This window comes from Vibrio sp. OPT46 (assembly GCF_015163535.1).
Classification (GTDB): Bacteria; Pseudomonadota; Gammaproteobacteria; order Enterobacterales; family Vibrionaceae; genus Vibrio; species Vibrio alginolyticus.
The window spans coordinates 12,381-18,763 of sequence record NZ_JADDYG010000481.1; the positions used below are offsets into that span (position 1 = coordinate 12,381).

8 protein-coding genes are annotated in these 6,383 nt (G+C 46.8%); 6 read left to right on the forward strand and 2 right to left on the reverse strand.

The genetic code is table 11. From position 1 onward, the window contains the following. The 3 genes from trkA to IQR33_RS20095 form a co-directional block, all read left to right on the forward strand. A partial coding sequence (gene trkA, locus IQR33_RS20085) for a Trk system potassium transporter TrkA (RefSeq protein WP_193843983.1) occupies positions 1-1,105 on the forward strand: 1,105 nt, incomplete at its 5' end. A 9-nt stretch (positions 1,106-1,114) separates the two neighbouring features. Beyond that, complete coding sequence (locus IQR33_RS20090) at positions 1,115-2,560, forward strand: TrkH family potassium uptake protein (protein ID WP_005386656.1); 1,446 nt, start codon at positions 1,115-1,117, stop codon at positions 2,558-2,560. 26 nt (positions 2,561-2,586) lie between these two features. Then, a complete protein-coding gene (locus IQR33_RS20095) occupies positions 2,587-3,171 on the forward strand; it encodes a DUF3157 family protein (RefSeq protein WP_005379050.1) in 585 nt (194 codons plus the stop codon). A 33-nt stretch (positions 3,172-3,204) separates the two neighbouring features. Here IQR33_RS20095 and trhA read toward each other — a convergent pair whose 3' ends face one another. Both trhA and IQR33_RS20105 read right to left on the reverse strand, forming a co-directional pair. After that, complete coding sequence (gene trhA, locus IQR33_RS20100; RefSeq protein ID WP_005386658.1) at positions 3,205-3,858, reverse strand: PAQR family membrane homeostasis protein TrhA; 654 nt, start codon at positions 3,856-3,858, stop codon at positions 3,205-3,207. 70 nt (positions 3,859-3,928) lie between these two features. Then, entirely contained in the window at positions 3,929-4,735 is an 807-nt protein-coding gene (locus IQR33_RS20105) for a sporulation protein (RefSeq protein WP_017635607.1), read from the reverse strand. A 296-nt stretch (positions 4,736-5,031) separates the two neighbouring features. On the opposite strand from IQR33_RS20105, the gene IQR33_RS20110 reads away from it, so the two are divergent. The 3 genes from IQR33_RS20110 to IQR33_RS33750 form a co-directional block, all read left to right on the forward strand. Continuing rightward, positions 5,032-5,199, forward strand: coding sequence for a hypothetical protein (locus tag IQR33_RS20110; RefSeq protein WP_005379043.1), 168 nt, complete (start codon positions 5,032-5,034; stop codon positions 5,197-5,199). A gap of 166 nt (positions 5,200-5,365) precedes the next feature. Further along, positions 5,366-5,632, forward strand: a complete 267-nt coding sequence (locus IQR33_RS20115) for a YihD family protein (RefSeq protein WP_017821571.1) — start codon at positions 5,366-5,368, stop codon at positions 5,630-5,632. Positions 5,633-5,943: 311 nt separating this feature from the next. Further along, positions 5,944-6,383: 4Fe-4S binding protein (locus tag IQR33_RS33750; protein ID WP_228014027.1), on the forward strand; the 440-nt coding region annotated here is incomplete at its 3' end.

Below are 6,383 nucleotides of genomic sequence, written 5' to 3' on the forward strand. Positions count from 1 at the left end.
TACCCCAAACCGCGTTGCACGTATTCGCTCTCCAGAATACTTGGCAGAAAAAGAAGCCCTGTTTAAATCTGGCGCTATTCCTGTTGATCACCTTATCGCACCAGAAGAACTCGTCACGAGCTACATCGAACGTCTGATCCAATACCCAGGCGCGCTGCAAGTGGTGAGCTTTGCTGAACAGAAAGTCAGCCTAGTGGCGGTGAAAGCCTACTATGGTGGCCCGCTGGTGGGTAATGCGCTGTCTGCTTTGCGTGAGCACATGCCGCACATCGATACCCGTGTGGCGGCTATTTTCCGCCAGGGTCGCCCGATTCGCCCACAAGGTACCACCATCATTGAAGCCGACGATGAAGTGTTCTTCGTTGCAGCAAGTAATCATATTCGCTCAGTGATGAGTGAGCTTCAGCGCCTAGAAAAACCGTACCGCCGCATCATGATTGTTGGCGGGGGTAACATCGGCGCAAGCTTGGCAAAACGCCTAGAGCAAACTTACAGCGTGAAGCTGATTGAGCGTAACTACCAGCGTGCAGAAAAGCTCTCTGAGCAACTAGAAAACACCATCGTGTTCTGCGGTGATGCGGCAGACCAAGAGCTTCTCTCGGAAGAGAACATCGACCAAGTCGACGTCTTCATCGCGCTGACCAACGAAGATGAAACCAACATCATGTCTGCAATGTTGGCAAAACGCATGGGCGCCAAAAAAGTGATGGTGCTGATCCAACGTGGCGCTTATGTAGACCTGGTACAAGGCGGCGTAATTGATGTAGCAATCTCACCTCAGCAAGCCACTATTTCAGCCTTGCTAACGCACGTTCGTCGCGCTGATATCGTAAACGTGTCCTCACTTCGCCGCGGTGCTGCGGAAGCGATTGAAGCCGTCGCTCACGGTGATGAAAGTACATCTAAAGTGGTTGGACGTGCAATTGGAGATATAAAACTTCCACCTGGGACCACCATTGGTGCTATCGTTCGTGGCGAAGAAGTTCTTATTGCCCACGACCGTACGGTCATCGAGCAGGATGACCATGTGGTGATGTTCCTGGTCAACAAAAAATACGTATCAGACGTCGAAGCGCTATTCCAGCCGAGTCCATTCTTCCTCTAGGATTTTCCTATGGTCAACTTACGTCCCGTACTGTTTGTTATCGGGCTAGTTTTATCCAAACTGGCCCTGTTTATGTACGTGCCGACTTTGGTCGCTTTCTTTACCGGTACGGGGGGATTCCTCGATTTCGCCCAAGCCGTTGTGATCACGCACCTTGCCGCCTTCATCTGCCTAACGATAGGTCGAACCGCCAAGTTCAAACTCAGCGTACGCGATATGTTCCTCATCACCAGTTTGGTTTGGACCATCGCGAGTGCGTTTGCCGCCTTGCCATTTGTGTTTATCAACCACATCAGCTTCACCGACGCCTACTTCGAAACGATGTCGGGTATCACCACGACGGGCTCAACGGTGCTCAGTGGCCTAGACAACATGGCGCCGAGCATCTTGCTATGGCGCTCTATTTTACAGTGGCTTGGTGGCATTGGTTTTATCGTGATGGCGGTAGCAGTGTTACCTATGCTGAATGTCGGTGGTATGAAGCTATTCCAAACCGAATCATCAGATTGGTCGGATAAAAGTAGTCCAAGAGCGAAAACGGTCGCCAAAAACATCGTAGCGGTTTATTTAATGCTAACGGGCTTATGTATTTTGGGCTACTTGGTCACTGGCATGAACCTGTTCGAAGCAATCAACCATGCCTTTACTACGCTATCGACGGGTGGATACTCTACATCTGATGGGTCAATGAACCACTTCTCTAATGGCGCACACTGGGTGGCCACTACCTTTATGTTCTTAGGTGGTTTGCCGTTTTTGCTCTTTATCGCCGCGTTACGTAAACGCCGTATTGATGTGTTGGTTAACGACGCTCAAGTTAGAGGATTTGCGTACCTGTTCGTATTCTCAAGCTTAGTGATTTCAGCTTGGTTAGTGATTCGAGATGGGTACACCATTTTGGATGCCCTGCGAGTGTCGATGTTTAATATTGTCTCTGTCGTCACCACAACTGGCTTTGGCTTAGAAGACTTCACCGCATGGGGCGCATTACCCACCACTCTTTTCGCATTCTTAATGATGGCGGGGGCATGCTCAGGATCAACGTCTGGCGGGATCAAAATCTTCCGCTTCCAAATTGCAATGACGCTGCTAAACAAACAAATGATGAAGTTGATTCACCCTTCAGGAGTGTTTGTACAGCGTTATAACCAGCGACCGGTGAATGATGATATTGTTCGCTCAGTGGTGGCATTTGGCTTGATGTTTTTTATCACTATTATCTTTATCGCGGGTTGTTTAAGTGCACTAGGCCTCGACCCTGTGACCAGTATTTCTGGCTCAATCACCGCCGTTGCCAATGTTGGCCCTGGTATGGGCAGTGTGATTGGCCCAACAGGCAACTTCGCGCCTCTGCCCGATACTGCCAAATGGCTCTTAAGCTTTGGGATGTTAATGGGCCGCTTGGAAATTCTGACTATTCTTGTACTGTTCTTTCCTGCGTTTTGGCGCCGCTAAGCAGACTCTAATTAAAAGGTATAACAATGAAAACATGGATTACTCTGGCGACCCTACTTGCCGCCTCATCCACATACGCCGCCGAGGTCATCACTTTAGCTGATGGTCGAGAAGTGAAGTTGAACGATGACTTTACCTGGGAATACGTCATGAAAAAACCGGCGCAGCAAGCGACGGAGACACAAACAACAGCAAGCGTAGTTGAAACAATCGCAGCTCCTGCGATTGCGACAATTCCAGTGGTAACGAAAACCGTTGGCACGACCGTGGTGGTAAACGCCAAAAAGCCAACCATGCAGCTATCAGATTCAGGTGTGGATGTATTGATTGGTTCAGCAAGCTATCAAAGCGGTGAGCTTATTTTACCTACATCAATCACTAACCAAAGCTCTCAATCTGTCATTCAAGTGGAAGTTGAGGTGCAAGTGTTTGATATGTCTGGTCAGCAACTGGCAAAAGAAAACGTGACGGTTTGGCAATCCATCAAGCGCATGGCGGATACCTACCTGCGACCACAGCAAGCGGAACAAGGTAAGAGCATTAAATTGGCTGTACCGCAATCACAGCAATACCAGTTTTCTGCCAAAGTGCTAGAGGTAAAAACTCGCTAATACGTGTTTAATATTCTTTGTTGAGCCTATCGGCTAGATAGGCTCAACAAAGTAATAAATCGCAAAGAAATGGCACACGCAGCCAGCCAAAACAAAGCCGTGCCAAATCGCATGGTTAAAGGGAATGCGCTTCGCGACGTAGAAAATTACCCCTAGTGAATACACAATTCCACCAGCAGCAAGCAGTGTAAGTCCGCCGACATCCAAGTTAATAGCTAATTGATAAATCACAATCAACGATAACCATCCCATCACCAAGTACGTCATCAAAGAAAGCTTTTTAAATCGATAGACGAACGCAACTTTCATGATGATGCCGATCAACGCAATGCTCCAAATAACGATCATCAACCCAAATGCTAGAGGTGTTCTTAAGCTGACTAACAAGAAAGGGGTATAGCTGCCTGCTATCAAAAGATAAATAGCACAGTGGTCGAAGGTTTTTAGCCAACGTTTCGCTTTGGGATAAGGGATCGCATGATAGAGCGTCGAGGCCAAAAATAGCACGATAATACTCGCACCATAAATCGCCATACTGGTAAGCGTTAAAGTGTCAGCTTGATGGTCTATGGCTTTAACTAACAGCAGTATCAAGCCAACAATACCAAAAATCATCCCTATACCGTGGGTGATGGTATTGGCCAGTTCTTCACGTTGACTGTATTGAGGTTTCTGCAGCTCGGACATCAATGCGCCTATACTAGAGTTTGAAATTTGCTCTAGTATGGCACATTAGGCTTACACGTGTAAGCTTAAATTAAGACTCATGAACGGCAGTAGTTTGATCGAGATAATTGAGTACCAGTTCGCCAACTTGATCTGGCTTAGTCGTGGCAGGAATGGTCAGCTCTCGCTTGAGTTTGCCACTACCCAGTAAGCTCGCGAGCATGCCACCTTGCCCCTTGCGTGTGCGGTCAACTTCAAACCACAACTTGAGCTCTTGCTCACTTCGGTGGGCAACAAATTCTAATTCGCGCCACACGCCGTGGTAAGGTCCGTCGGTTGGCACCAGTTCAAACTCTTGCACAAATGGTAGATCGAATCCTTTCACTTCCTCGCATTCCACCTGGCGAATTCGTAAACCTTGCGCTTCAAATGCAGATAGTACCGCATCCATCAGTGGATCAGGTCGAACGGTGAGGATGTCTTTATCAGTCGGATCCAAAGCAGCGGCAACGTCTAAGCCGGTTTCTAACCATACTTTGGCATCACCAATGGTGATAGGCGTGTTCCAAGGCACATCGAGCTTAACATCGAAGGTACGCTCTTCGCCGGAATGGATGGTAAATGCGTAAGGGAGACTCCACTTAGCAAGCACATGAGTTTGAGGTACTCGGCGCATGCTGTGTCCTTCTCGCGCACCACGGTCATCAGGGGCTTCTGCGATGTAGCGGCAACAGAGTTTTAAATCAATGTTGTCGATCGCTTGTTCAGTCGCACCACCATATACATGGATAGACACATCCACACTTTGACCTGGGTATAGCACGTCTTGGTTTAAGATTGAGTCGACGTTCGCGCTCCCAATCCCAAAACTGGCAAGTGTCTTCTTCAAAAATGACATAGGCACCTCCTTCATCGAGATCTCATACTACTACTGCTGATCGTGGGATCAAACAAAAATTGCCTCGAACATCGCGACAAAATGACAAAATCTAAACAATTCAATTGCTCAACTATCGACCAATTATTACAAGGATGCTAATCTTACACTTGATATGCATGCATATCGGTATTCCTGACTCATTAACTGGATTGGCGAGAGCCAGAAGAGTGATTCTTCAATCTTGTTGGAGCCTAGCTCATAATGATTCAGGCCATTACATCGGCAATGGATATGCCTGACAGTTAGGTAAATTAATGCGCCCAACAACAGTCAGGTTCGCACACACTAATACTAGTGCAATGCGCCGCCGCAGTGGCTTTACTACTGCACCAAAGGCAAAGCAAGTTGCGCCAGCAATGACATTGGTTGAGAAGACAGCAATGATGTCGAGTGTTCCGGCCAAAGTTATCAAAGCAGCTTAATCAAAAGCGCGGCGCCAGCTGCGCTTTTTTCTTTGCACGCAACTCATAAAACTTCAAAGACTTAGAACAAACCACGGTGAAAGAGATCGTTTTTCCTATTTGGTCTTAGCAAAGCAATTTGGTACCTTTACTGCTAATTACACCTATAAATTCTGTGGAGAAAGAAATGAAGTGTCATCGCATTGAAGAGCTGCTTGAGCTACTAGAGCCTGAATGGCATAAAGATCAGGAGCTGAACCTATTGCAGTTCATCGTTAAGCTGGCAAAAGAAGCAGGCTATGAAGGAAAGCTAGAAGATCTGACCGACGATGTACTGATCTACCACCTTAAAATGCGTAATAGCAGCAAAGATGAAATGATCCCTGGACTCAAAAAAGACCAAGAGGACGATTTTAAAACGGCGATCCTACGCGCTCGTGGCATCATCAAATAACCAGCTCAACAGCCAGTATTCTTTAAGCGACTCTCTCTGTGAGTCGCTTTTTTATAACCAAAGTTTTTAGTCCCACAATTGGTTATAACTGTTCAGCCAATTATCAGGTTAACTGTACTGATTTTTGTTGTTAAACATTGACTGCGTTAAAGAAAAGGAATTGTTATTGATTGTATAATCGCCGTTCATCAGTATTTACTAAAATAATTATGTCCGGTCATGATTTATGATAAGGACGAAGTAGCAATGTCATCGAGCGACATCAATAGAAATGACGCCGTACATTATAAAAGCCTAAGAAGGATGAGTGCATGAGTCAGGATAAGATCGATATCAAAGATGTGACTCCTAAAACCTACAACCCTAAGACTCATAAAGGGAATGGGGATCGGTTCAACCCAAGTAATCGCATCTATGTACGCGAAAGCAAAGGGACTTACCAGAAACTGCGTCGTTACGGTGGTTGGTTCTTACTGCTTCTCTTCGCTTTGATACCGTGGATCCCTTACGGTGAACGTCAAGCGATCTTGCTCGACATTGGCAACCAGCAGTTCAACTTTTTCGGTACCACATTGTATCCGCAAGATCTTACCCTACTCGCCTTGCTATTTGTGATCGCGGCGTTTGGGTTGTTCTTTATTACCACCTTCTTAGGTCGAGTTTGGTGTGGCTATCTCTGCCCACAAACCGTCTGGACCTTCATGTATATCTGGTTTGAAGAGAAGCTCGAAGGTAGTGCCAATAAACGCCG